This window comes from Nocardioides sp. N13(2025), from assembly GCF_051912545.1.
GTDB lineage: Bacteria > Actinomycetota > Actinomycetes > Propionibacteriales > Nocardioidaceae > Nocardioides.
In genome coordinates this window covers 3,605,656-3,628,873 of record NZ_CP196809.1, presented here as the reverse complement: position 1 = coordinate 3,628,873, position 23,218 = coordinate 3,605,656, and the positions used below count along the sequence as shown (strand labels likewise).

Genomic DNA, 23,218 nt, shown 5'->3' with positions numbered 1-23,218 from the left:
CGGGCGGGCTGCGATGAGTCAGACCGGAACCCTCATGGGCTTCGTGCACCGGCGGCGCCGGGGCGCGGAGCTGTTCCTGCTCCTCCTGGCACTAGCGGTCGGGATCGGCGCCTACGCCGCGGTCGGCCTCGGGGTCGAGGGGGTCGTCCCCGCCGACCTGGTCGGCTACGGCGGCTGGCTGACCGCGCTGATCGTCGCGGCGCACGTGACGGTCCGCCTCGTCGCGCCGTACGCCGACCCGGTGCTGCTGCCGCTCGTCGCGGCGCTCAACGGGTTCGGGCTCGCGATCCTGCGCCGGCTCGACCTCACCTACGAGGCGCAAGGTGTCGACCAGCACACCTTCGCCCGCCAGCAGCTGGTGTGGATGACCCTCGGGGTGGTGCTGTTCATCGCGACGCTGTTCTTCCTGCGCGACCACCGGGTGCTCCAGCGCTTCACCTACACCGCAGGGCTGTTCGGCATCCTGCTGCTGGTCCTGCCGTTCCTGCCGGGCATCGGCCGCAACATCAACGGCGCCCGGATCTGGATCAACGTCGCCGGCTTCAGCTTCCAGCCCGGCGAGGTGGCCAAGGTGCTGCTGGTGATCGCGTTCGCGGGCTACCTCGTCCTGCACCGCGACGCCCTCGCGCTCGCCGGGCGCCGGGTGGTCTTCATCGACCTGCCGCGCGGGCGCGACCTCGGCCCGATCCTGGCGATGTTCGGCGTCTCGATGATGATCCTGGTGCTCCAGAACGACCTGGGCTCCTCGCTCCTGTTCTTCGGTCTCTTCCTCGCGATGCTCTACGTCGCGACCGAGCGACCGGGCTGGCTCGTCGTCGGCGCGCTGCTGTTCGCGGCCGGCGCGCTGGCGGCGTACTCCGCCGTCGGCAACGTGCAGCGCCGCTTCAACTTCTGGCTGCACCCGATGGACTACTACGACGCGAGCCCCGGCAGCTACCAGCTGGTGGAGGCGCTGTTCGGCATGGGCTGGGGCGGGCTGATCGGCCGCGGCCTCGGCAACGGCTTCCCGGAGCGGGTGCCCTTCGCCTACTCCGACTTCATCCTCTCCACCATCGGCGAGGAGCTCGGCCTGACCGCGCTCATGGCGATCGTGCTCTGCTACGGCCTCATCGTCGAGCGCGCGCTGCGGATCGCGCTCATCTCGCGCGACGGCTTCGGCAAGCTGATGGCGGTCGGCCTCGGCGCGATCTTCGCGCTCCAGGTCTTCGTGGTCATCGGCGGCGTCACCGGCCTCATCCCGCTGACCGGCCTGACCACTCCGTTCCTGTCGTACGGCGGCTCGTCGCTGGTGGCCAACTGGGTGATCATCGCGCTGCTGCTGCGCGTCTCCGACCAGGCCCGCCGCCCGGCGCCGCGACTGGACCCGGTGGACGACTCGGGCGCGGACAGCGAGCACACGCAGGTGGTGAAGCTGAGGTGAACAAGCCCATCCGCGTCGTGTCGGTCTTCTGCCTCGTGCTGTTCCTCGCGCTGCTCGTCAACGCGACCTACCTCATGGCCGTGCGCTCCGACGACCTCTCGAAGGATCCCCGCAACCGCCGCATCATCACCGCCACCTACTCGCGCGAGCGCGGGGCGATCCTCGTCGGGAAGGACGCGATCGCGCGCAGCGTGCCGTCCGACGACAAGTACAAGTTCCAGCGCACCTACACCCAGCCGCTGAAGTACGCCCCGATCACCGGCTACTTCTCGTGGTTCAGCCAGACCGGCGTGGAGCGCTCGCAGAACTCCGTGCTGGCCGGCGACGACTCCCGACTCTTCGTGACCCGGCTGGTCGACATGCTCAGCAACAGCGACCCCAAGGGCGGCAACGTCCAGCTCACCGTCGACGCGGCCGCCCAGGACGCCGCCTGGGCGGGCCTCGAGGCGCTCCCCGGCGACGCCCAGGGCGCGGTCGTCGCGCTCGAGCCCACCACCGGGCGCATCCTGGCGATGACCTCGACGCCGACGTTCGACCCCAACGAGTTCGCCTCGCACGACTTCGAGGCCGTCGACCAGCTCGGCCGGGAGCTCAACGCCGACGAGCGCGAGCCCCTCATCAACCGCGCCATCGGCACGACCCTGCCGCCGGGCTCGACGTTCAAGTTGGTGACGGCGGCCGCGGCGATCGAGTCGGGCGACTACGACGCCGACTCGATGGTCCCGGGCGGCTACAAGTTCAAGCTGCCGCAGTCCGACACGTCCATCGGCAACTACGACGACGGCAACTGCGGCGGCCGGCGGATCACCCTGACCCAGGCGCTGCAGGTGTCCTGCAACGTCACGTTCCTCACCCTCGCCAACGAGCTGGGCACGGAGGCGATGGCCGACCAGGCCGAGAAGTTCGGCTTCAACTCCACCTCGCTCGAGGACCTCGGTGGCCAGGCCAAGTCGCTCTACCCGCGCGACATGGACGCCCCCCAGACCGCGATGTCGGGCATCGGCCAGTCCAGCGTCACGGCGACCCCGCTGCAGATGGCGATGGTCGCCGCCGCGATCGCCAACGACGGCGACGTGATGCGCCCCTACGTCGTCGACGAGGTCCGCGCCCCCAACCTGTCCGTCCTCGACCGCACCGACTCGCAGAGCATCAGCAAGGCGATGTCGAGCACCACCGCCGAGGAGCTGACCAAGATGCTCGTCGCGACGGTCGCCGACGGCACGGCCGCACCTGCGCAGATCCCGGGCATCGACGTCGCCGGCAAGACCGGCACCGCCCAGTCCTCGGGCGACCGGCCGCCCTACGCCTGGTTCGTCTCCTTCGCACCCGCCGACGACCCCCAGGTCGCCGTCGCCGTGCTCGTGCAGTCCAGCGACACCTCGCCCGACGAGATCGGCGGCGGAGCGCTGGGCGGACCGATCGCGAAGGCGGTCATGGAGGCGGTGATCAACCAGTGACCGCGCTGACGCCCGGCGGCCACGTCGACGACGCCCGTCGCTACGTCCTCGAGTCGCGCATCGCGACCGGCGGGATGGGCGAGGTCTGGTCGGCGCGCGACACGGTGCTCGACCGGCCGGTGGCGGTCAAGGTGCTCAAGACCGAGTACGCCGACGACGCACTCTTCCGCACCCGCTTCGAGACAGAGGCGCGCCACGCCGCGGCGCTGCACCACCCGGGCATCGCGTCGATCTTCGACTACGGCGAGAGCTCGCTCGACGACGGCTCGACCACCCCGCGCCCCTACCTCGTCATGGAGCTCGTCGAGGGACAACCCCTCTCGGCGCTGCTGCGTCCCAGCGCGCCCCTCGACCCGGCCGTGGCGCAGGACCTCCTCGCCCAGGCCGCCGACGCCCTCGGCGTCGCCCACGCCGGCGGGATCGTCCACCGCGACGTCAAGCCCGCCAACCTGCTGGTCACGCCCGACCGCCGGGTCAAGGTCACCGACTTCGGCATCGCTCGCGCGGCGGAGGGCATGGCCCTCACCGAGACCGGCCAGGTGCTGGGCACCCCCGCCTACATCTCCCCCGAGCAGGCCGAGGGTGGCACCGCGACGGCCGCCTCCGACGTCTACTCGCTCGGCGTCGTCGCCTTCGAGTGCCTGGCCGGGCGCAAGCCCTACGTGGCCGACTCCCCGGTCGCCACCGCGATCGCGCACCTGCGCAACCCGGTCCCCGAGCTGCCAGAGGCGGTCCCGTCCGACCTGGCCCGGGTCGTACGCCGGGCCCTGTCCAAGGACCCCGGCGAGCGGTTCGCCGACGGCGCGGCCTTCGCCCGCGCCCTGCGCGAGCCCGGCGGCGTACGCCCCGCAGCCGCCGTGGCCCCAGCCGCCGCGTCGACCACCCAGGTGATGCCCGCGACGGCACCCGCCCCCGCGGCTTCCCCCGCGCCCGCACCGGCCGGGAGGAGCAGGTCACGTCGTACGACTCCGTGGCCGCTGCTGCTGGGCCTGGCCGCCGTCGCGCTCGCGGTGCTCCTCGCGGTCTGGCTCGGCTCGCGCGGCGACGACACCCCGAGCGGCGACACGACGCCGTCGCAGACCGGCCGCAGCCAGACCCCCACCCAGACCCCCACCCAGACCCCCACCGAGACGTCGCAGACCCCGACGCAGACGCCCACCTCGGAGCCGGCACCGGAGCCGGCCACCGTCGAGGTCGACCCGGGCGACTACATCGGCCTCAAGGTCAAGGACGTCGAGAAGCGGCTGCGCGAGCTGGGCCTCGAGCCCGAGCTCGTCGAGCTGGACAACACCGGCGAGGCCGAGAAGGACACCGTGGCCGACGTGGCACCGAGTGGCACCCTCGAGGAGGGCGACACCGTGACGGTCAGCTTCTACGGCAAGCCGCCCAAGGGGAACAGCACGCCCAACGGCAAGCTCACGGGCAACGGAAAGGGCAACCAGGGATGACCCAGTCGGAGCCGACACTGATCGGTGGCCGCTACGAGCTCGGTGAGCTCCTCGGACGCGGCGGGATGGCCGAGGTCCGCAAGGGCAAGGACCGACGGCTGGGGCGCACCGTGGCCGTGAAGCGGCTGCGCACGGACCTGGCCAGCGACGCCACCTTCCAGGCCCGCTTCCGACGCGAGGCGCAGTCCTCGGCCTCCCTCAACCACCCCGCGATCGTCTCGACCTACGACACCGGCGAGGAGATGGCCACCGACGGCTCCGGGGTCGCGCAGCCCTACATCGTCATGGAGTGCGTCGAGGGGCGCACCCTGCGCGACATCCTGCGCGAGGGCCGCAAGATCCTGCCGGAGCGGGCGCTCGAGATCACCGCCGGCGTGCTGTCGGCCCTCGACTACAGCCACCGCGCCGGGATCATCCACCGCGACATCAAGCCGGGCAACGTGATGCTCACGCCGTCCGGCGACGTGAAGGTGATGGACTTCGGCATCGCGCGGGCCATCTCCGACGCCTCCAGCACGATGACCCAGACGGCCGCGGTGGTCGGCACCGCGCAGTACCTCTCCCCGGAGCAGGCCCGCGGCGAGACCGTCGACTCCCGCTCCGACGTCTACTCCACCGGCTGCATGCTCTACGAGCTGCTGACCGGCCGGCCGCCCTTCGTCGGCGACAGCCCGGTGGCCGTGGCCTACCAGCACGTCCGCGAGCCGGCCGCGCCGCCGTCGGACCTCGACGACCAGCTCGACCCCGAGATCGACGCCATCGTGATGAAGTCGCTCGCGAAGCGCGTCGAGGACCGCTACCAGAGCGCGGCGGCCATGAAGGCCGACATCGAGCGCTACCTCTCGGGGCACCCGATCCAGGCACCCGCCGTGGTGCCGCCTCCCGCCGACACCCACTACGTCGCCTCCGTCCCGCCCGGCGAGGCGACGTCGACCATGGCCGCGGCCCCGGTCGGTGGCCCGCCGCCGCGTCGCGACGAGCCGTCGCGGAGCAAGGCGGGCTGGTGGTTCCTCGGGGGCTTCCTCGTCGTCGGCCTGCTGCTGCTCGGCGCCTACCTCATGAACGACGTCCTCTTCGACGACGCACCCCAGCGCGTGGCCGTGCCCAACCTGGTCGGCCTGACCGAGGACGAGGCGCGGCTGGAGATCGTCGACGCGGGCTTCCGGGTCGGGCAGATCCGCCGGGAGACCTCCGAGACCGTCGAGGCCGACCTCGTGATCTCGCAGGAGCCCAACCGCGACGTCTTCGCCGACCCCGGCGACTCGGTCAGCTTCGTGCTCTCCCTCGGCAAGCCCGAGGTGGAGGTCCCCTACGTCGTCGGCACGCTCCGCAAGGACGCCCGCGCCGCGATGCTCGAGCAGAACCTCAAGGTGCGCTTCCAGGAGCAGGACTCCGACGAGCCGGTCAACCAGGTCCTGAGCACCGACCCGCCGGCCGGCACGCCGCTCGCCGAGGGCACCACGGTGACGATCGTGTTCTCCGACGGCCCCGAGAAGGTCCCGGACGTCCGTGGCCTGAAGCAGGCCCAGGCCGAGCGGACCATCCGCGAGGCCGGCTTCGTCCCGGACGTACGCATCGACGCCGCCTCCGTCGAGCCCAAGGGCACGGTCGTGGACCAGATCCCCGTGGGCGGCACCGCCGACCAGAACAGCACGGTGACGATCTTCGTGTCCGCCTACGAGGAGCCGCCCGCCCCCACCGAGACCCCGACGGTGCCCCCGACCGAGACCCCCACCGAGACGCCGACGCTGCCGACCGAGAGCCCGACCACGCCGCCACCGAGCGGGCGCGTCAAGCCGTAGCCGGCTCCCCTGGTCGAGGAGGGCGCCTCGGCGCCCGTCACGAGACCTACTCGGGGATCGGCGTCGCGTAGGTGAGGTCGAGCAGGCCCTGGTAGGCCGGGGCGACGGCCGAGTCGAGGGCGGTCATGTCCCAGAAGACGCCGCCGCCGGGGATCGTCGTGTAGTCGCGGTAGGTCGCGAGGATCGGGTCGGTGGTGAGCTCCGCCGTCATCCGCGCCTGGTCGCCGATGCCGACGATCACGTAGGGCGGTGAGTAGGGGATCCCGTGCAGCGTCACCTGGTTGCCCTCGCACTTGATGCCCGTCGTGGAGATGAGCCGCTGTCCCTGGATGGTGACCGCGACGGCGCCGGCGTTCCACATGGCGTTGGCCACCGCCTGGATGTCCTGCTGGTGCACGACGAGGTCGTTGGGCTCGCCCTCGTAGCTGAACCGGGCCTCGATCGACGCGTCGTCGAGGGTCACCTGGACGGCCGGCCCGCTCTTCTCGGTGAGGCCGGCCGGATCGACCAGCGTGGCGATCTCGTCCTGCACCCGCGCGACCGAGCGGTCGCCGAGCTGGGCGCTGAGCGTCTCGACCTCGGCGTTGAGCGCGGCCGCCTCGGCGGTCAGGTCCGCGGCCTCGTCGCGCTCGGCACGCACGACCGACGCCAGGTCGGTCAGCCGTCCGGCGCGCAGGTCCGTGCCGTCGCTCTGCTCCGCGCTCACCGCGAACAGCGCCCCGCTGAGCAGCACCACCACCGGGGTCGCCACGCGCCAGACACGGCGGCGCCCGGGGCGCACGTCGGTCTGGGAGGCCATGGCGACTACGCTAGCCCCCCGTCGGGCGCTGCGGCGCCCGTGGCCGGCGCCAGAGCGCGCCGGAGCACCGCACCAGCCAAGCCCCAGGAGCAGCAGTGTCGAAGTCCCAGACGGTCACCACCGACGAGAAGGCCGCGACCTTCTCCGCCAGGTTCCTGATCGCCCTGCTGCTGATCGTGGCCGGCATCGGCTGGCTGGCCTTCTACTACGCCCAGGCCCGCGGCAACCCGCTCGCCTTCCCGCCGGTGGAGGGCTCGCCCAAGGCGGTCGCCGACCTCGGCCGCTGGAACTACCTCATCGGCTTCGGCCTGCTCATGCTGGGCCTGATGGTCTCCGCCCACCCGTCCACCCCGCTCGGGCGTGGCCGCGGTGTCGTGGTCGGCATGCTGGGCTGCTTCCTGATCGGCCTGCTCTGGATCTGCACCTTCTACGTCTTCTCCGACGACCTCTCGAAGCTGTGGATCTTCAACGACCTCGGCCAGTGGAACCTGGTCGTCGGCATCGCCTTCATGGCAGTCGGGTTCAGCTTCGCGACCAAGTGGGAGTAGGTTCTCCCTCGGCCCGGTGATCCGGGTCCACCATTCGTCGCCTCGAGCGGTGAGTGAGGCGCCTTCCTGGGGAAGGGAAGGCGTCTCTCTCACCGCTCGAGTCGATTTCGGGGCGCGTCCCCACATTGGGGTAGAGCGGGCCACCAGGGCGCCGGCCAGCGGGCTCGTTCGTTCACACTGTGCATAACCCCTGTGGAGAATTACACGCGTGTAGTTATCCACAGCTGTGTGCACACCTGTGGGTAAAGAATGGCGGCTCGGGGGTGGCGGCATACGCCATCCGCGGCCGCCACCCTGGCGGCGTACGACGACCGGGAGAGCCTGCGGCACGTCGTGTGCCGCCACCCTCACGCGAACGTACGTCGTGTGCCGCCACCCTCGGCGGAAGCGGGCGGCGGGCCCTCAGGCGAGGGTGCTGACCCGCAGCGCGGTCAGCCCGAGCAGCACCAGCGTGACCAGCGCGAGGCCGCCCCACTGGACGAGCGGGCGGTGTTCCTTCGGCGCGTAGGCGATGAGCGCGGCCGCCACGACACCGCCGAGGAAGCCCCCGAGGTGGCCCTGCCAGGAGATCATCCGCCACCCGACGACGGTGATGACGACACCGATCGCCAGGTTCTGCATCAGCCACTGGGAGTTCAGGCGGGCCTTGCGGGCGGCGACCAGCAGGGCGCCGAGGAGGCCGAAGAGGGCCCCCGAGGCGCCGACCGTGGAGCCGTACTGGCTGCTGAGGAACAGCACCAGCACCGACGAGGCGAGCCCGCTGACGAGGTAGACGGCCAGGAAGCGGGCCCGGCCGATGATGCCCTCGAGCGCGGGCCCGAAGATGAACAGGGCGAACATGTTCATCGCGACGTGCCAGATCTCCACGTGGGTGAACACGCTGGTGACCAGCTGCCACCACGCCCCGTCGTCGACGGCGGGCAGGAAGGTCGAGCCCGTCGACTCGCAGACGCGCCGCTCGATGTCGTAGAGGTAGCCGTCGCCCGGCGAGCACAGGCCGTTGGCCCGCAGCGCGAGCAGGTCGGCGAGCCGGGACTTGGTGCCACCCGTCGCCGCGATCGCGAGCCAGACGAGGGCGTTGATGCCGATCAGGACGTACGACGTCAGCCGCGGGTCGGCGCTGCGCTCACCGCCGTACAACGCCCGGTTCTGGCGCGAGCCCTTGCTCGCCTCCCGGACGCAGTCGGGGCACTGGAAGCCCACGGCGGCGTCGCGCATGCAGTCGGGACAGATCGGCTTGTCGCACCGCTGGCAGCGGATCCAGGTCTCGCGATCGGGGTGCCGGTAGCAGGTCGGCACCCCGGTCGCGGCCGGGCCCTCGGAGGGCTGGGTCATGGGTGGTCGATCAGGGTTGACTCAGTCGGTCGTCAGGACGACGCTCAGCGCTCGATCGTGACCGACTCGATCACCACGGGCTCGGCGGGCCGGTCCATCGGGCCGGTCGCGGTGGTGGCGATCGCGTCGACCACGTCGCGGCTGGCCTGGTCGGCGACCTCGCCGAAGATCGTGTGCTTGCGGTTGAGCCACGGCGTGGCGCCGACGGTGATGAAGAACTGCGAGCCGTTGGTGCCCGGGCCGGCGTTGGCCATCGCGAGCAGGTAGGGCTTGTCGAAGACGAGCTCGGGGTGGATCTCGTCCTTGAACGTGTAGCCCGGGCCACCGGTGCCGGTGCCGAGCGGGCAACCGCCCTGGATCATGAAGCCCTCGATGACCCGGTGGAAGCCGAGGCCGTCGTAGTACTTCTCCCCGGAGCGACCGGCGTCGTCGCGGTAGTCCTTGGTGCCCTCCGCGAGCCCGACGAAGTTCTCGACGGTCTCGGGCGCGTGGTGGGGGAACAGGTTGACGACGATGTCGCCCCGGTTGGTCTTGAAGGTCGCCTGGGGGTCGGCCATGGGATCTGCCTCTCGGGTGTCTGTCTCTGCAGGTCGCAGTGTGCGCCTCGATCCTGCCACGCGGAGCCCACCCCCTGCCCAGGCAGGGCGTCCGGGCGTCCACCCACCCGGACGGGGCTGGTCGGCTCAGGGTGGGCATGGTGAGATGGAGTCACACCTGAAAGAGGAGGTCACGCATGCCTTTCGGCCGCAAGAAGTCCCTCATGGACCGCGCCCACGACTACGTCGAGCAGCTCTCGGACCAGATCACGGAGACCGTGATCCCCCAGCTGGAGTCGGCGTGGGAGCAGGCCGTCGAGAAGGCCGGACCCGCCATCACCGACGCCCGCGAGAAGGCCACCCCGCTCATCGCCGAGGGTCGCGCCCTCGCCGCGGAGAAGGCGTCCGTGGGCGCCGCGCTGGCGGCGGAGAAGGCCACCGAGGCCCGCGAGAAGGCCGCACCGCTCCTGGCCGAGGCCCGGGCGACCGCGGCCGACAAGGCGTCCGTGGGCGCAGCCCTCGCCGCCGAGCGCGCGTCGGCCAGCCGCGACCTGGCCGCGGCCAAGGTCAACGAGCTGCGCGGCGTGGAGCCCGAGCCCCGGGGCGGCAAGCTCAAGAAGGTCCTGCTGCTCGGCGGGCTGCTCGCCATCGTCGGCGTCGTCGCCAACAAGCTACGCGCCAAGCAGGACGACAGCGCGCACTGGCAGTCGACCTACGTCCCGCCGGCCCCGCCCGCGTCCCCGGCCCCGTCCGCGCCCACCTCGTCCGCTCCCGCTGCCGCGCCGGTCACCCCGGCGACGACGTCCGGTGACCCGCTCACCGACCCGCTGCCGGAGGAGACGATCTCGTCCGACGACGTGGTGACGGCGGACGCCCCCGCGACCGAGGACATCGGCGGCGGCGCCCCCGGCGAGGCCATCAGCGACAGCGTCGAGGAGCCGTCCGAGGCCACCACCCCGGACCAGCCCGCGGAGATCATCGACATCGACGACGTGCCGCACAAGAAGTAGCCGCACTCCGGCGCACCGGCTTCGGGCGGTGTCCCAGCCACGTTCCGTACGACGCGGAGGTGGCTGGGGCACCGCCCGAGTCGTTCAGCGGACGTCCGAGGGTCGGTTCTCCTCGACCCACTGGTCCACGCGCTCCCACCAGCCGTAGAGCCAGTCGATCCGCTCCTCGCGGCCGGACGGGATCTCCTCGCGCGCGACCTGCCACCAGCGCATGGTGATCTGCTTGTCCATCGGCAGCGAGCGCCAGAGGTCGCTGACGGTGACGAGGTGGTCGAGCCCGGTGTGGGCGACGACGAGCACGTCGGCCTCGGGAGCCGCGTCGAGCGCAGCCAGTACGCCGCCGGGCCGGGGCGCGAGGACGTGGGTCATCTCCTCCGCGCGCACCGCCATCCGCTCGAGGCCGAGCTTGCGCAGCCGCGCGATCGCCCGGTCCCGACGCTCCGACGTGAAGTTGCCGCCCTCGGGGAAGATCACGAACGCGTCGTTGTGGTCCAGGCCCGTCGCGAGGGCGGCGATCTGCGACTCGAGGTCCTCGCCGGCCTCGGGGTTCGGCGAGATGAACCGCGCCGGGATGCGGCGCAGGACGACGTCGATCGCCGGGTCCCAGGCGAGGGTGTTCTTGAGGACCACGCGCGGCTCGCGGTGGTACCAGTGCAGCAGGGCGTACATCAGGGTGAACGAGTCGCCCGGCCCGGCGTGCCGGCACATCACCAGCACCGGTCCCTCCGGCACCCGCGGCGGGTGCGGGCCGTCGGTGCGGATCCGCAGCGCCAGCACGCGCCTGGCCTCGCGGAAGAACACGATGAGCGTGCCCTGCACCAGGTCGTAGTGGATGCCGGCGAAGTAGGGCGAGCGGATCCGCCAGCCGAAGCCGCTGGCGATCCACAGGCCCAGCAGCACGGCGAGCAGCAGGGTCTCGAAGCTGAGGTAGACGATCACCACCCACAGCAGGCGGAGCGCCCGCCACCGTCCCGGCAGGACCGGGGACAGGGCGGCGGCGGCGAGGAGCCAGACCGGCAGCGTCACCCACAGCACCACGGTCAGGGCGATCACCGCGGGTGCGACGACCAGGCGGCGCAACGCCCAGACCATGGGGGTGCTCACGACGTCGGGTCCGTGCCGGGGCCGAGCGCCTCGTCGAGGTAGGTCCGGGAGGCGTCGTACGTCGCATCGATGCGCGCTTGCACGCTCCTGCCGGACGGATCGAGGAGGGCGCGGTGGGCGAGCAGCGAGTCGTCGCGGGGGGACGTGCCGGCCGCGGGCAGGACGTGCGCCTCGACGCTGTCGGGGATGGTGGCCATGTCGCGCATGAAGCGGTGGCGTCGCGCCACCTCGAAGCTGACCCTGGCGACCTCCCAGGGCTTGGTCGGCGCGGTGAGCGGCCGGTCGATGCGGCCCACCTGGAGCACGAACACCCGGGTCGCGCCGAGCTCGACCGCGCGGCCGACCGGGATGGAGTTGACCAGCCCGCCGTCCAGGAAGTGCTCACCGTCGACCTCCGCGGGCGGGAGCAGGCCGGGCACGGCGGCGCTGGCCAGGATCGCGGGCACGATCGGGCCCTCGCTGAACCAGTGCTCGGCGGCGCGCTCGATGCTGGCCGCGCAGACCGAGAACCGCACCGGCAGGTCCTCGAAGCGCGCGTCCCCGAGCTCCTCCTCCAGCCGCGTGCGCAGTGGCGTGGAGGAATAGATGTGGGTGCCGGTGGACACGGCTCGCCGCACCGTGCGCAGCGGCCGGTCGCGGTAGACCTCACGGCTCTGCGCGGTCGCGACCCACAGCTGCGTCAGCCGGTCGATCACCGCGAGCTCGGGCTGACGGGCGACGAGTGCGCCGTTGAGGGCGCCGACGCTGGTGCCGAGCACCAGGTCAGGGACGATGCCGCGCTCCAGCAGCGCGCGCAGCATGCCGACCTCGACGGCGCCGAGCACGCCGCCCCCGCCCAACACGAACGCGGTCGTCATGCTCGCGACCCTAGGCGAGCTCGGGGTGCTCGGCCCGCACCCGCTCGGTCGCGCGGTGCTCGGCCCAGAAGGACAGGATCGGGATGGTGCCGCACACCAGCGTCACGAGGGTGAAGGGGAAGTCCCAGCCGGCGCGGCGCGAGAGCAGGAACGCGCTGAAGAGGAAGATCATGTAGAGCCAGCCGTGGGCGATGCCCAGGTAGGTCGTGATCATCTCGCCGAGGTTGTTGGCGTCGGAGCCGGTCGACACCCACATCGGCGTGCTGTCGAAGAGGCCCCACATCGGGGACCCGTCGAAGTTTGCGAGCGGGACGCCGACCAGGATGAGCACCACGAGCAGGACCCCGACGACGGTGGCCATGACGCGGTAGGCGGTGAGGTTGCGTGACACGGCCGCCAACCTATCCGGCACCACCTATCCGGCCGCCCGTTGGTCGACGTCCACGGCCTCGGGTGCGGTCGCGTCCTTGCGCCAGCGCCACCAGATGAAGGCGGCGAACGCCCCGAACACCCACCACTCGACGGCGTAGAGCAGGTTGCGCACGCCGGTGAAGCGGCCCGGGTCGGGCAGCGCCTTGAGCTCGGCGGCCTGCAGGCCGCCGGTCGGCTCCTGGCTGACGAGGTAGGCGGAGTAGAGGTCGACGTCGACGCGCTGCACCGCGTCGGCGACCCGGATCTCGGGGAAGACGTCGTCGTCGGGGTCGTCGTCGGTGACCAGGGTGCCCTCGGGCGCCTGGAGCCACCCGGTGACGTCGGCTGCGCCCGTCGCGGCGAGCTGCGACTCGTCCGGCTCCGCCGCCCAGCCTCGTACGACGAGCACGGCGGCGTCGCCGGTCTGCAGCGGGCTGACGGCCCAGTAGCCCGTCTCCCCGTCGTGCTCCCGGTCGGCGACCCAGAAGCCCCCGTCGAGCCACTCGCCGCTCACCTCGATCGGGCGGCCGAGCTCGGGCGCTGGGAACGGGTCGTCGCTGCCCATCAGGTCGTCCAGCGGCACCGGCGCGACCCCGGACAGGTCGCGCGCCTCGGCGTCGCGGTGCGCCTGCCAGGCGTCGTACTGCCACAGCCCGAGCCGACCCGCGATGCCCACGAGCACCAGCGCCAGGACCGCGGCGCCGAGGTCGGTCATCAGGCCGGGTCGGCGGGGGGCGGTCACGGCCCCGATTCTCCCAGCCCGCACCCAGCCGCCCGAATCGGACCCGCGCCGGTGCCGGCACGTGCGAGCATCCCCGCGTGAGTGTGTTGCTCAGCGCCGTGGCGGTCCGCAGCGAGGACGCCGAGGAGGTGGTCGACGTCCTCCTCTCGCTGCTGCGCGGCGTGGGTCACCGGGTCGAGCCGGTGACGGGGTTCGGCCCCGCGCAGCCCCACGGCGACCCTTGGGACGTCCTCGTCGAGCAGCCGGTCGGCGGCTGGGTGACCCTGGTGCCGCACTACGTCGTGCCGTCCGACTCGCTCGCGGTGGAGCTGACGCGCCGGCTCGGCACCTGCGCCTCGGCGATCAGCATCTACGAGGACGTGCTCTGGACCCACCAGCTCGTCGACCGGGGCGCGGAGCTCGACCGGTTCGTCAACCTGCCGGGCTACTTCGGCCCCGGGGAGTACGACGACACCTGGGCCGGTGACGCGCCGCTCGTCGCGGCCACCGTCGGCGTCGGCCCCGCGGAGCTGGCGCCCTACTTCCGCCAGGTCTCCGACAACCGGGCCCGCACCCGGTGGCTCCGGCCGCCCAAGGCCCACGCCAGCGACGGCCACCACCTGCTGGACGGCTGGGTCGTGACCGACCTGTGGCGTCGGATGGGCATCACCTGGGCCGAGCCTGGTGCGACCACCACGAGGGTCCCGCTCGGGGAAGCGGGGACGACCGCCCTCAGCGAGTGGCTGCGGGCCGTCTAGCCAAGCTCGTCGCGCCGCCGCGTGAGGTACGCCGTCTCGGCACCGTTGCCGGCGAGCGCGATCGCCCGGTCGTACGCCATCCGCGCGTCGGCACTCCGGCCGAGCCGTCGCAGGAGGTCGGCCCGGGTGGCGTGGAAGGCGTGGTAGCCGGCAAGTGGCTCGGCGAGCGCGTCGACCTGGGCCAGCGCGACGTGCGGGCCGTCGAGCTCCGCCACCGCGATCGCCCGGTTGAGCGCCACGATCGGGGACGGGTCCAGCGCGGCGAGCTGGTCGTAGAGGGCGACGACCTGTGACCAGTCGGTGTCGCGCGCGTCGCGGGCGTCGGTGTGAACGGCGTTGATGGCGGCGAGGACCTGGTATCGGCCGGGGGGCTCTCCCGAGGCCAGGCGGTCGCGGACGAGCGCGTGCCCCTCCGCGACGAGCGCGCGGTCCCAGGAGCCGCGGTCCTGCTGGTCGAGGGTGACCAGCTCGCCCTGGGTCGAGACCCGGGCCGCGCGTCGGGCCTCGATGAGCAGCATCAGCGCCAGCAGCCCCGCGACCTCGGCCTCGTCGGGCATCAGCTCGCGCACCAGCCGGGTCAGCCGGATCGCCTCCCCGGTGAGGTCGGCGCGGACCGGGTCGGTGTCGGGGCTGCTGGCCAGATAGCCCTCGTTGAAGACGAGGTAGAGCACGGCGAGCACCCCGGCCACCCGGTGCGGCAGGTCCTCCGCCTCGGGCACCCGGTAGGGGATGCCGGCCGCCTTGACCTTGCCCTTGGCGCGGGTGATCCGCTGCGCCATCGTGGTCTCCTGCACGAGGAACGCCCGCGCGATCTCGGCCACCGTCAGGCCCCCCACCATGCGCAGGGTCAGCGCGACCCGGGCGTCCATCGCCAGGGCCGGATGGGCGCAGGTGAAGAGGAGGCGAAGGCGGCCGTCCTCGATCGCCCCGACCGGGTCGGGTGTGGAGTGGAGCATCGTGCTCGCCTCCTTCTGCTTGTCGTCCCGCCTGCGCTCGCGCCGCAGCCGGTCGAGGGCCTTGTTGCCGGCGGTGGTGGTCAGCCACCCGCCCGGGTTGGCAGGTACGCCGTCGGCACGCCACCGCTCGACGGCGGTCGCGAACGCCTCGGCGGCGGCCTCCTCCGCGATGTCGAGGTCGCCGAAGCGCCGCGCGAGGGTGGCGACGACCCGGGCCCACTCGGCGCGGTGGACCCGGGTGATGACCTCGTCGAGGTCGTCCACGACGACGGCCTCAGGCGATCCCGTCGAAGGGGCGGACCTCGATCTTGCGGTTGCAGGCCCGCGACGCGTCGGCGGAGAGGGCGAGCGCGACGTCGAGGTCGTCGGCCTCGACCACCCAGAACCCGGCCAGGTACTCCTTCGACTCCACGAAGGGTCCGTCGCTGAACACGGGCTCGCCGCCCCGGCTGTCGGTCACGGTCGCGTGGTCCGGCGAGGTGAGGCCGCCGCCGAAGACCCAGCGCCCCTCGGTCTTGAGCCGCTCGTTGTAGGCATCGATCGCCCCGGGCTCGGAGTCGTCGACCTCGTGGGTGGTGTCCCCGATGACGGTGAAGAGGTAGTGCATGTCAGTCAGCTCCAGCGGTCGTGGGCCACCCCTGCTGGGCGGCCTCTCACCCCTACTACGAACGCGCTGCTCCCGATACGACACCTCCGCGCGCTGGATTTCCACTCCTGCGAGTGGAAGTTCATCCCGGCGCACGCTCCGGGTTCGCCTCGGCCCGCAGATTTCCACTCGTACGAGTGGAAATCCATCAGGCGGAGGCGAGGGCGAGCTTGACGGCGAACCCGACGAACACCGCGCCCACGGCGGACGTGGCGGTCGCCGACAGCGCCTTGCGGCGACGGAAGGCGTCGGCCAGCCGGGTGCCGGCGAAGATCAGGACGCTGAGGTACGCCGCGCTGGCGAGCGTCGCGAGCGTGCCCAGCGCCAGGAACGACACGGCCGGGTGGGCGTAGGCCGGGTCGACGAACTGCACGAAGAAGGCGACGAAGAAGAGGATCGCCTTGGGGTTCAGCAGGCTGATCACGAGTGCGCGGCGGTAGGGCCGCTCCCGCACGCCGGTCTCCGTGAGCCCGGCCTCCTCGGAGGCGTCGGCGAGCTGCTCGGCCATCGTGCGGCGCGAGCGCCACATGCCCCAGGCGGCGCGGATCATGCCGATCGCGAGCCAGAGCAGGTACGACGCACCCGCCCACTTCACGACGGCGAAGGCGGTGTGGTTGGCCTGCAGGAGCGAGGCCACGCCGGCGGCGGACAACGTCATCAGCACGGCGTCGCCGGTCCACACGCCCGCGGCACCGGCGTACCCGCTGCGCACCCCCCGCCGGGCGGCGACGGAGAGGACGTAGAGGGAGTTCGGACCGGGCAGCAGGATGATCAGGACGAGGCCGACGAGGTAGGTCGGGAGGTCGGTGATGCCCAGCATTTCTCCAGTGTGGGACCGCTGCCCGGTCGCCGCGGACCGATTTCGAGGGATGAGCCGCAGGTCACCGCGGGCCTGGACCCCCACCCTGCGGGTGGAGGTCCAGGCGGTGGGCAGTCAGTCGCTCGAGATCGTGCCTCCGTTGGTGATGGTCACCGACGAGGTCTCGTGGCAGCTGTCCGCGATGTCGCGCTGCGCGGCGTTCGTGCTGTCGTAGCTGACCTTCCAGGAGTACTGGCCGGTCGCGCTGACCGCCGTCGTGTTCGCGGTGCCCACCGTCTGGGGAGAGGCTCCCGAGACCGTGACCCCGTTCGGCGTGCTGTAGACGGCGGTGCCCGTGCAGTTGCTCGACGGGTACAGCGTGAAGAACACCTTCCCGGCGAGGTTGCCACCGGCCGGGGCGCTGATCGTCGCCGAGTCGTTGGGCACCCAGGTCTGGGCGGTGCTCATCGACGACGCGACCGTGCTGACCACGACGTCCTCGTCGGCGTCGTTGCAGGCCGTGTTGTGGTCCGTGCCGTTCGTGTTCGGCGAGCTGCCGCTGTAGACGGCGACCCAGTGGTAGGTCCCGGCCTGGGACGGCTGGAAGAGCGGCGTAGGCGTGTTGTACGTGCCGTTGCCGCTCACCGCGACCGTGGGCGAGGTGTAGGCGAGCGTCGTGCAGTTCCCCGGGCCGTACAGCTTGAACGTGATCGTCCCGCCTGCAGCCGCGCCCGCTGTGCCGGTCAGGTTGATCACCGGGCTGGCGGGCTGTGTCGCCGTCCCCCCGAGGCTCGCGCTGTCGCTCACGGTCCCACCCAGGGTCACGTCGTCGCCGGCCGTCGTGGCCAGGCTCGGCGTCACCGGGTTGACGGTGAAGCACTCCGAGGCCGTGGAGTCCGACGAGGTCGGGATGCCGTTGGTCGCGTCACCGCTGAAGGTCGCCCGCCAGCAGTAGCGACCGGCGGACGTCACGTAGGCCGTCGGGGACAGCACCGTCACCGGGTACGCCGTACCCGTGAGGCTCGTCGAGCCGACCGAGGTCCCGCCCGTGTCGCACAGGCCAGGTGCGTCGACCTTGCACAGGGAGAAGGCCACCGACCCCGCCGGGGTGGCGGTGCCGCCGGTGAGGCTGACCACGGCGGAGTCCTTGACCGCGACGACGCCCGTCCCGATCGAGAGGCCGCCTGCGGGGATGTCCGCGCCGGCGCCGGTCTTGGGCGTGGTGACCGTGGTGGATCCGCAGTTGGTGATCGGCGGCGTCGTCTCGAGGATCGTGTCCTTGTAGTCGGCCGTGTCGGAGTTGCCAGTCACCGTGCTGGGGATCGTGTTCGCGAACGTCTTGCAGGCCGTGCTGCCGCCGAAGATGGTCGCGGTCAGGTCGACCGCTGCCTCGCCCTGGAAGCCGTCGGTGCTGTACTCCGCCTGCGACACCGCCGAGTTCAGCAGCACCGGGGCGCCGAGGGTCAGGTTGGGTGCGGTCCCGGTCCAGGTGCGCAGCCACAGCTCCTTGCTCGTGCCCTGCTGGTCCCACAGGATCATGAAGTCGCCGTCACGACGGTTGGCCCACGGGTTGCAGCTCGCGGTCAGCTGGGCGTCCGTCGCGGTGTCGTAGGCACAGCCCGACGGCACCTCGTTCTGCATGAACTCGTAGGCGATGAACCCGCTGCCGCTGTTGGCGTCGCGCTCCCACGCGAAGTAGAGCCAGTCGTGCCCGGTCGAGGCGTCACGCTCGGTGTCGAGCCACGCCTTGCGCAGGTCGACCTGGCCGTTCGGGTTCGTCAGGCCGAGCGTCGGGACCGCGTCCTTGTGGATCACCCCGATCTTGGTGGTGTTGGAGTTGAGCGGGCCGAGCTCCTTGACGTTGCCGGTGGCATCGCCGATCTCGGTCGTGTTGTCGTCGGGCACCGTGCCGTCGATGTTGTACGGGCCGTCGGCGGCCGACGCCGCCAAGGGCGTGGCGGCGATCGCCGCCAGGGCCAGCACCGCTGCCGCAGCCACGGCGCCCGCGCGCCGCGACTGCCTTCTCGTACGCCTCACTAGCTCGTCCGGGACGAGGTGGTGGATGTGTGACATGGACGTTCTTCTTCCTCTGATGCTCCCCACCCGGGATACGTGCAGGGAGGGGCATCGCGACGGCCATGTGCAGGCCGTCGTTCCGGAGGAAGGCCTTCCACACCAGGCCACAGAACGTCCGAGACCGGTCAGATGCGGAGGTCGCCGCTCACCGTTCGTGACGCTAGGACCGCGCTGCGTGCAGCCACATCATCAAACCTTGGTAGGTGGTCCGGGCGGCGCTCCACCGACGCGTGCGAGGGGACGGCAGGAAGGTAAAAGTTGGCGCATCAGCGGGGGTGGGTCTCCATGAAGGCCTTGAGGCTCACCCAGTTGCGCCGCTCCCAGCGCGGTCCGACGATCGCGAGGACCGGGGACAGGACGCGCCACGGTCCGACCAGCTTCATGTCCCAGTCCCAGGACAGGAGGGTGTCGCCGCCGTCGTCCTCGAAGGTCAACGCACCGTCGACGTGCATGAACGACGACGTCACGACGTTGTGCAGGCGGTGTGGCCTGTCGAGCTCGACGATCGTGAGGGTCATGTCGCCCCTGGACCCCATGCCCTTCGGCCTGGCGACGAACTGGGTGCCCACGCCGACCGGTCCGTCCTGCAGCATCCGGGTCTCCACGATCCGTGGGTTGTAGCGAGGCTCGTTCCGCTCGTCGGCGACCAGGTCGAACACCGCCTCGACGGGCGCCTTGATGGCGACCTCGCCCGCGATACGCGTCATGGGTCGGCTCCCTCGCTGCCGGTGCGTCACGTCCATCGTGTCGCACGGCCTCGGGCAGCCACAGGGCCGTTCGGCCCGCCGCCACAGGAACCCTGGTCGGGGGTGGTGGAGCCTAGGGGACTCGAACCCCTAACCCCCTGCTTGCAAAGCAGGTGCGCTACCAATTGCGCCAAGGCCCCGCGGTGGTGCGGGTGGCGCAGAGCGCCGGGAGAGCGTCAGGCCTTGTCGACGGTGTCGGTGGCCTCGGCCCAGAGGGCCTGCTCGTTCTTGCCCTCTTCCATCTTCTTCTTCGCGACCGCGGCACCGACTGCGGCGAGCAGGACCAGCAGGAGCTTCTTCATGGACTCTCCTCGAGATCGCAGTGTCTGACGAAGGGGATGGAGTGGGCCTAGGAGGACTTGAACCTCCGACCTCTTCCTTATCAGGGAAGCGCTCTAACCGTCTGAGCTATAGGCCCGCACTGCCGCCATGCGGCGACGCCGAAGATTACCTGACCGTGGTCGGGCGGTGCCAATCGAGGGTGGGTCACCCCCGGATGATCACTTCTCGTCCTCGGCGAGCGTGACCTCGATGCCGCCGAGCAGGGCGGCGGCGAGGTTGTAGAGGAACGCGGTGAGGGTGGCGATCGCGGTGATCAGCACCACGTCGAGCACCGAGACCAGGAGCGTGAAGCCGAGCACCCGCGACATGCCGACGTAGTCGGTCACGTCGAAGGAGGAGTTGCCGCTGTCACCCTCGACGATGCTGGCGACCGCGGAGTTGATCGAGTCCCACACACCGGCTGCGCCGAGCACCGACCACACCATGAAGATGGCGACGAAGGTGACGACACCGAAGGCGACCGACAGCAGGAACGACGTCTTCATGACCGACCACGGGTCGATGCGCGTGAGCCGCAGCCGGGCGCGGCGGGGCTGGCGTCCCGCCGCGCGTGTGGCGCGCCGGCCCCGCGAGGCCGACGGCGCGGCGTTGGCGCGGTGCTCCTCGGCGGCGCTGGACAGCGTGTCCTGCAGTCGCTCGGTCAGGGACCGGCGGGCAGGCTCGTCACCAGGCGTACGACGGGGAGTCGCGGTGCGGTCCGACATGGATCACTCCTCGGTGTTCTCGTCGGGGGTCTCAGCGGGCGCCTCGTCGGCGTCCTGACCCTCGATTGTTGCACCGTCGGCCACCGCGGGCGATTCCTCGACCGGAGCCTCGGCCTCGCCGTCGGTGGCCTCGGCCACGACCTTGGCCTCGACCGAGCGGGCCACCACGGCCACCGTGTCGCCCGACTTGGGGGTCACGAACTTCACGCCCATGGTCGAGCGCCCGGTCGGGCGGAAGTTCTCGTCGATGGGGCTGCGCACGACCTGGCCACCGCTGGTGATCGAGAGGACCTCGTCGTCCTCCTCGACGATGAAGGCGCCCACCAGGCCACCGCGGTCCTCGTTGGCCAGCGACATCGCCTTGATGCCGATGCCGCCGCGGGACTGGAGGCGGTAGTCGCTGATCCGGCTGCGCTTGGCGAAGCCGCCGTCGGTGATCGTGAAGACGTACTGCTCCTTGACCTCGTCGGACTCCGACGCGTCGCCGGCGACGGCCTCCTCGGCCGCGACCTGCTCGGCGCGGATGACCGACATCGACAGCAGCGAGTCGCCGTCGCGGAACTTCATGCCGCGCACACCGCCGGTCGCGCGGCCCATCGGTCGAAGCTGCTCGTCGTCGGCCTTGAAGCGGATCGACTGGCCCTTGCGGGAGACGAGGAGGATGTCGTCGTCGCCGTTGACCAGCTCGGCGCCGATCAGCTCGTCGTCGTCCTCGCGGAAGTTGATCGCGATGACACCGGCCTGGCGCGGGCTGTTGTAGTCGCCGAGCTTGGTCTTCTTGACCAGGCCGGTGCGGGTGGCGAGCACGAGGTAGGGAGCCTGGTCGTAGTCGCGGATCGCGAGCACCTGGGCGATGTCCTCGTCGGGCTGGAAGCTCAGCAGGCCGGCGACGTGGCCGCCCTTCGCGTCGCGCGCCGCCTCGGGCAGGTTGTAGGCCTTGGTGCGGTAGACGCGACCGGCGGTGGTGAAGAACAGCAGCCAGTGGTGGTTGGTGGTCGCGATGAAGTGCTGGACCACGTCGTCACCGCGCAGGGTCGCTCCTCGTACGCCCTTGCCACCGCGCTTCTGCAGGCGGTACTGGTCGGCACGGGTGCGCTTGGCGTAGCCGCCGCGGGTGATGGAGACGACCAGGTCCTCGTCGGGGATCAGGTCCTCCATCGAGAGGTCGCCGTCGGCCGCGATGATCTGCGTGCGCCGCTCGTTGCCGTACTTCTCGGTGATCTCGTGCAGCTCGTCGGAGACGATCTGCCGCTGGCGCGCCTCGTTGGCCAGGATGTCCTCGAGGTCGGCGATGACGCGCTCGAGCTCGGCGAGGCGGTCCATGATCTTCTGCCGCTCGAGGGCGGCGAGGCGGCGCAGCTGCATCTCGAGGATGGCGTTGGCCTGGACCTCGTCGATGTCGAGCAGCTCGATGAGGCCGGAGCGGGCCTCCTCGACGTCGGGGCTGCGGCGGATGAGCGCGATGACCTCGTCGAGGGCGTCGAGCGCCTTGACCAGGCCGCGGTAGATGTGCGCCTGCCGCTCGGCCTCGGCGAGGCGGAAGCGCGTGCGCCGCTGGATGACCTCGATCTGGTGGGTCACCCAGTTGGAGATGAACTGGTCGACCGACAGCGTGCGCGGCACCCCGTCGACCAGCGCCAGCATGTTGGCCGAGAAGTTGGACTGGAGCTCGGTGTGCTTGAAGAGGTTGTTGAGCACCACCCGGGCCACGGCGTCGCGCTTCAGGATGATGACCAGGCGCTGGCCCGTGCGCGAGCTGGTGTCGTCGCGCACGTCGGAGATGCCCTGGATCCGGCCGGAGTCGGCCAGCTCGGCGATCTTGAGCGCCAGGTTGTCCGGGTTGACCATGTAGGGGAGCTCGCTGATGACCAGCATCGTGCGGCCCTTGGCGTCCTCGTCGATCTCGACGACCGCCCGCTGGGTGATCGAGCCGCGTCCGGTGCGGTAGGCCTGCTCGATGCCCTGGCGGCCCACGATCAGCGCGCCGTTGGGGAAGTCGGGGCCCTTGATCCGCTCGACGAGCGCGTCCTGGAGCTCCTCGCGCGTGGCGTCGGGGTGCTCGAGCGCCCACACCGCGCCCTCGGCGACCTCGCGCAGGTTGTGCGGCGGGATGTTGGTCGCCATGCCGACCGCGATGCCGGCCGAGCCGTTGACCAGGAGGTTGGGGAAGCGCGAGGGCAGGATGGTCGGCTCCTGCGAGCGACCGTCGTAGTTGGGGCGGAAGTCGACGGTGTCCTCGTCGATGTCGCGCACCATCTCCATCGCCAGCGGTGCCATCCGGCACTCGGTGTACCGCATGGCGGCGGCGGAGTCGTTGCCCGGCGAGCCGAAGTTGCCCTGGCCGTTGATCAGCGGCGCGCGCAGCACCCACGGCTGCGCGAGGCGCACCATGGTGTCGTAGATCGCGGTGTCGCCGTGCGGGTGGTACTGACCCATGACGTCACCGACGACGCGCGAGCACTTGGAGAAGCCGCGGTCGGGGCGGTAGCCGCCGTCGTACATCGCGTAGAGGATCCGGCGGTGCACCGGCTTGAGCCCGTCGCGTACGTCGGGCAGCGCGCGCCCGACGATGACGGTCATCGCGTAGTCGATGTAGGACTGCTGCATCAGCGTCTGCAGCTCGATCGGCTGGATGCGCTCGTCGCCGAATCCGAAGCCGTCGCCGCCGCCGGCGTTGTCGGTGGGGATCTCAGTCATTCTTCGCTTCTCTCTTGCGTTCTATCGATGTCTAGGGCGCGTCGTA

The 23,218-nt window shown here is 71.3% G+C and carries 22 protein-coding genes and 2 tRNA genes; 7 read left to right on the top strand and 17 right to left on the bottom strand.

Annotated elements, in window-relative coordinates:
• Positions 1 to 13: 13 nt before the first annotated feature.
• Genes ACS3YM_RS17570 through pknB form a run of 4 tightly spaced genes read left to right on the top strand, consistent with a single transcriptional unit; the run spans position 14 to position 6,127 of the window.
• The gene (locus ACS3YM_RS17570; protein WP_439937725.1) at positions 14 to 1,420 is read left to right on the top strand and encodes an FtsW/RodA/SpoVE family cell cycle protein; all 1,407 of its coding nucleotides are present in this window, start codon (positions 14 to 16) and stop codon (positions 1,418 to 1,420) included.
• Entirely contained in the window at positions 1,417 to 2,877 is a 1,461-nt protein-coding gene (locus ACS3YM_RS17565) for a peptidoglycan D,D-transpeptidase FtsI family protein (protein ID WP_439937723.1), read from the top strand. The genes ACS3YM_RS17570 and ACS3YM_RS17565 overlap by 4 nt, the downstream gene beginning before the upstream one ends.
• Positions 2,874 to 4,325 (top strand): serine/threonine protein kinase, encoded by a 1,452-nt coding sequence (locus ACS3YM_RS17560; protein ID WP_439937722.1) that lies wholly within the window; start codon positions 2,874 to 2,876, stop codon positions 4,323 to 4,325. Before ACS3YM_RS17565 ends, ACS3YM_RS17560 begins: the two co-directional genes overlap by 4 nt.
• The gene (gene pknB, locus ACS3YM_RS17555) at positions 4,322 to 6,127 is read left to right on the top strand and encodes a Stk1 family PASTA domain-containing Ser/Thr kinase (RefSeq protein WP_439937721.1); all 1,806 of its coding nucleotides are present in this window, start codon (positions 4,322 to 4,324) and stop codon (positions 6,125 to 6,127) included. Before ACS3YM_RS17560 ends, pknB begins: the two co-directional genes overlap by 4 nt.
• 46 nt (positions 6,128 to 6,173) lie before the next feature.
• On the opposite strand, the gene ACS3YM_RS17550 is transcribed toward pknB, so the two are convergent.
• On the bottom strand, positions 6,174 to 6,926 hold the full coding sequence (locus ACS3YM_RS17550) for a DUF881 domain-containing protein (protein ID WP_439937720.1): 753 nt from the start codon (positions 6,924 to 6,926) through the stop codon (positions 6,174 to 6,176).
• Positions 6,927 to 7,021: 95 nt separating this feature from the next.
• Between ACS3YM_RS17550 and ACS3YM_RS17545 the strand changes: the two genes are divergently transcribed.
• Positions 7,022 to 7,474 (top strand): cell division protein CrgA, encoded by a 453-nt coding sequence (locus ACS3YM_RS17545; RefSeq protein WP_439937719.1) that lies wholly within the window; start codon positions 7,022 to 7,024, stop codon positions 7,472 to 7,474.
• 402 nt (positions 7,475 to 7,876) lie between these two features.
• Here ACS3YM_RS17545 and ACS3YM_RS17540 read toward each other — a convergent pair whose 3' ends face one another.
• Entirely contained in the window at positions 7,877 to 8,809 is a 933-nt protein-coding gene (locus tag ACS3YM_RS17540) for a rhomboid family intramembrane serine protease (protein WP_439937718.1), read from the bottom strand.
• 44 nt (positions 8,810 to 8,853) lie between these two features.
• Complete coding sequence (locus ACS3YM_RS17535) at positions 8,854 to 9,366, bottom strand: peptidylprolyl isomerase (RefSeq protein WP_439937717.1); 513 nt, start codon at positions 9,364 to 9,366, stop codon at positions 8,854 to 8,856.
• Between the two features lie 176 nt (positions 9,367 to 9,542).
• Between ACS3YM_RS17535 and ACS3YM_RS17530 the strand changes: the two genes are divergently transcribed.
• Positions 9,543 to 10,355 (top strand): hypothetical protein, encoded by an 813-nt coding sequence (locus ACS3YM_RS17530; RefSeq protein WP_439937716.1) that lies wholly within the window; start codon positions 9,543 to 9,545, stop codon positions 10,353 to 10,355.
• Positions 10,356 to 10,439: 84 nt separating this feature from the next.
• Here the strand turns inward: ACS3YM_RS17530 and ACS3YM_RS17525 are convergent, their stop codons facing one another.
• Genes ACS3YM_RS17525 through ACS3YM_RS17510 form a run of 4 tightly spaced genes read right to left on the bottom strand, consistent with a single transcriptional unit; the run spans position 10,440 to position 13,469 of the window.
• A complete protein-coding gene (locus ACS3YM_RS17525) occupies positions 10,440 to 11,459 on the bottom strand; it encodes a lysophospholipid acyltransferase family protein (protein WP_439937715.1) in 1,020 nt (339 codons plus the stop codon).
• Positions 11,456 to 12,316, bottom strand: a complete 861-nt coding sequence (locus tag ACS3YM_RS17520; protein ID WP_439937714.1) for a patatin-like phospholipase family protein — start codon at positions 12,314 to 12,316, stop codon at positions 11,456 to 11,458. Before ACS3YM_RS17520 ends, ACS3YM_RS17525 begins: the two co-directional genes overlap by 4 nt.
• 10 nt (positions 12,317 to 12,326) lie before the next feature.
• The gene (locus ACS3YM_RS17515) at positions 12,327 to 12,707 is read right to left on the bottom strand and encodes a DUF3817 domain-containing protein (RefSeq protein WP_439937713.1); all 381 of its coding nucleotides are present in this window, start codon (positions 12,705 to 12,707) and stop codon (positions 12,327 to 12,329) included.
• A 24-nt stretch (positions 12,708 to 12,731) separates the two neighbouring features.
• Positions 12,732 to 13,469, bottom strand: a complete 738-nt coding sequence (locus ACS3YM_RS17510) for an SURF1 family protein (protein ID WP_439937712.1) — start codon at positions 13,467 to 13,469, stop codon at positions 12,732 to 12,734.
• Between the two features lie 77 nt (positions 13,470 to 13,546).
• Here ACS3YM_RS17510 and ACS3YM_RS17505 point away from each other — a divergent pair, with 77 nt between their 5' ends.
• Positions 13,547 to 14,206 carry a hypothetical protein gene (locus ACS3YM_RS17505; protein ID WP_439937711.1) on the top strand — a complete coding sequence of 220 codons (660 nt, stop codon included), beginning with the start codon at positions 13,547 to 13,549 and terminating at the stop codon, positions 14,204 to 14,206.
• Here the strand turns inward: ACS3YM_RS17505 and ACS3YM_RS17500 are convergent.
• From ACS3YM_RS17500 to gyrA, 10 genes are all read right to left on the bottom strand, one after another.
• Positions 14,203 to 15,426 carry an RNA polymerase sigma factor gene (locus ACS3YM_RS17500; RefSeq protein WP_439937710.1) on the bottom strand — a complete coding sequence of 408 codons (1,224 nt, stop codon included), beginning with the start codon at positions 15,424 to 15,426 and terminating at the stop codon, positions 14,203 to 14,205. The two genes, ACS3YM_RS17505 and ACS3YM_RS17500, sit on opposite strands and share 4 nt — an antisense overlap.
• Before the next feature lie 10 nt (positions 15,427 to 15,436).
• The gene (locus tag ACS3YM_RS17495; RefSeq protein WP_439937709.1) at positions 15,437 to 15,769 is read right to left on the bottom strand and encodes a YciI family protein; all 333 of its coding nucleotides are present in this window, start codon (positions 15,767 to 15,769) and stop codon (positions 15,437 to 15,439) included.
• Between the two features lie 187 nt (positions 15,770 to 15,956).
• Positions 15,957 to 16,628, bottom strand: coding sequence for a leucine efflux protein LeuE (leuE, locus tag ACS3YM_RS17490; protein ID WP_439937708.1), 672 nt, complete (start codon positions 16,626 to 16,628; stop codon positions 15,957 to 15,959).
• A gap of 114 nt (positions 16,629 to 16,742) precedes the next feature.
• Entirely contained in the window at positions 16,743 to 18,680 is a 1,938-nt protein-coding gene (locus ACS3YM_RS17485) for a hypothetical protein (protein ID WP_439937707.1), read from the bottom strand.
• A gap of 269 nt (positions 18,681 to 18,949) precedes the next feature.
• Positions 18,950 to 19,390, bottom strand: coding sequence for an SRPBCC family protein (locus tag ACS3YM_RS17480; protein WP_439937706.1), 441 nt, complete (start codon positions 19,388 to 19,390; stop codon positions 18,950 to 18,952).
• A gap of 103 nt (positions 19,391 to 19,493) precedes the next feature.
• Positions 19,494 to 19,569 (bottom strand) — tRNA-Ala (locus ACS3YM_RS17475).
• Between the two features lie 36 nt (positions 19,570 to 19,605).
• A complete protein-coding gene (locus ACS3YM_RS17470; RefSeq protein ID WP_439937705.1) occupies positions 19,606 to 19,731 on the bottom strand; it encodes a DLW-39 family protein in 126 nt (41 codons plus the stop codon).
• A gap of 42 nt (positions 19,732 to 19,773) precedes the next feature.
• Positions 19,774 to 19,847, bottom strand: a tRNA-Ile gene (locus ACS3YM_RS17465).
• 82 nt (positions 19,848 to 19,929) lie between these two features.
• The gene (locus ACS3YM_RS17460; protein ID WP_439937703.1) at positions 19,930 to 20,475 is read right to left on the bottom strand and encodes a DUF3566 domain-containing protein; all 546 of its coding nucleotides are present in this window, start codon (positions 20,473 to 20,475) and stop codon (positions 19,930 to 19,932) included.
• Positions 20,476 to 20,478: 3 nt separating this feature from the next.
• A complete protein-coding gene (gene gyrA / locus ACS3YM_RS17455; RefSeq protein ID WP_439937702.1) occupies positions 20,479 to 23,172 on the bottom strand; it encodes a DNA gyrase subunit A in 2,694 nt (897 codons plus the stop codon).
• Positions 23,173 to 23,218 lie beyond the last annotated feature (46 nt).